Origin of the sequence: Paenibacillus sp. KS1 (assembly GCF_001680695.1) — a bacterium.
Classification (GTDB): domain Bacteria; phylum Bacillota; class Bacilli; order Paenibacillales; family Paenibacillaceae; genus Paenibacillus_B; species Paenibacillus_B suaedae.
In genome coordinates this window covers 1-1,083 of the sequence record NZ_MAIS01000255.1, presented here as the reverse complement: position 1 = coordinate 1,083, position 1,083 = coordinate 1, and the positions used below count along the sequence as shown (strand labels likewise).

General features: G+C 32.1%; 3 protein-coding genes. All 3 read left to right on the top strand.

Going from position 1 to position 1,083, the window contains the following annotated elements:
* Nucleotides 1-436 (top strand): ABC-three component system protein (locus tag BBG47_RS30270; protein WP_217492553.1); only part of this gene is annotated, 436 nt, incomplete at its 5' end.
* Nucleotides 437-536: 100 nt separating this feature from the next.
* Nucleotides 537-788 carry an ABC-three component system middle component 6 gene (locus BBG47_RS28165; RefSeq protein ID WP_065294481.1) on the top strand — a complete coding sequence of 84 codons (252 nt, stop codon included), beginning with the start codon at nucleotides 537-539 and terminating at the stop codon, nucleotides 786-788.
* The coding region (locus tag BBG47_RS28160; protein WP_217492551.1) for a hypothetical protein at nucleotides 781-1,083 on the top strand (303 nt) is incomplete at its 3' end. The genes BBG47_RS28165 and BBG47_RS28160, both read left to right, overlap by 8 nt.

Genomic DNA, 1,083 nt, shown 5'->3' with positions numbered 1-1,083 from the left:
TCATTTACACAAAATTCTTGACGCTACCTTAAAGTTTGAAGATATACAACCTGTAATTAAATCTATTTCTAGAAGATCAAATCCAGGGAAAGACGACTTGAGACCTGTACCTGAGAATAAACTTCTAATTAATGGTCTAAGTGATCCCATCATAGGGCTTATAAAAGCAGGGTTGTTACGTGCACCTTTAGTTAGAGATTATTTAAATCTTCAGACTGATTTGAATTTAGGGGATCAAATTGCCGAGACTTTACGCAAATATTATGAGAACTTAAGAGATAATTCAGAGTTAGATCCGGATGACATTTACAGTGAATTAGCCAAGTATATAACCGATCCTACCAAGAAAGATAATCAGGTATACATGGCAGCTGTTCATACAGTTCTTGCTTATTTTTTTGAGCAATGTACAATTTTTGAGAGTGTGAGTGCATAAAATGTACAATGAATGTTACAAGCAACTAGAACAAGTCATAATTAAAAAAAGCAATTACATAAAGGATATTAGATTGGTTAATAAGGAGGGGATTAGAATAGTGTTAACACCAACTAAAAATTTGCACGAGGATAAATCGATTATAAAAATTGGTGCAAGGATACTATCCATATTAAATTCTCCTCATACGGTAAGTTCAGCATGGAAATCATATATTCAAGTTCAAGAACGTGAAACAAACGGTAAAATTAGAATTCAGTTTGATACTTTTATTCTAGCGGTAGACTTTTTATATATTATTGGTGCAATTGAATATGAGGATGACTTAATGTGGAGGGTAAAGAATGATTAAAAAGATTTATAGCACATTAAGCACGTTTAACACAATAGAACTCCATGAAGGGCTAAATATTTTATTAGCTGATGTAACTCAAAAGTCTACAGCAAAGGATACTCGTAATGGTCTGGGAAAAACCACCTTTATCGAGATTATTCATTTTTTGTATGGCAGTAGTTGCACTCAAAAAAGTGTTTTTAAAATGGATCAATTTAAGAATGAATTCTTTATTATGGATTTTGAATTAAACAACAGCACATATGTAGTAAAGAGACGAGGTTCTGAATCCAATTACGTATATGTACAGTGT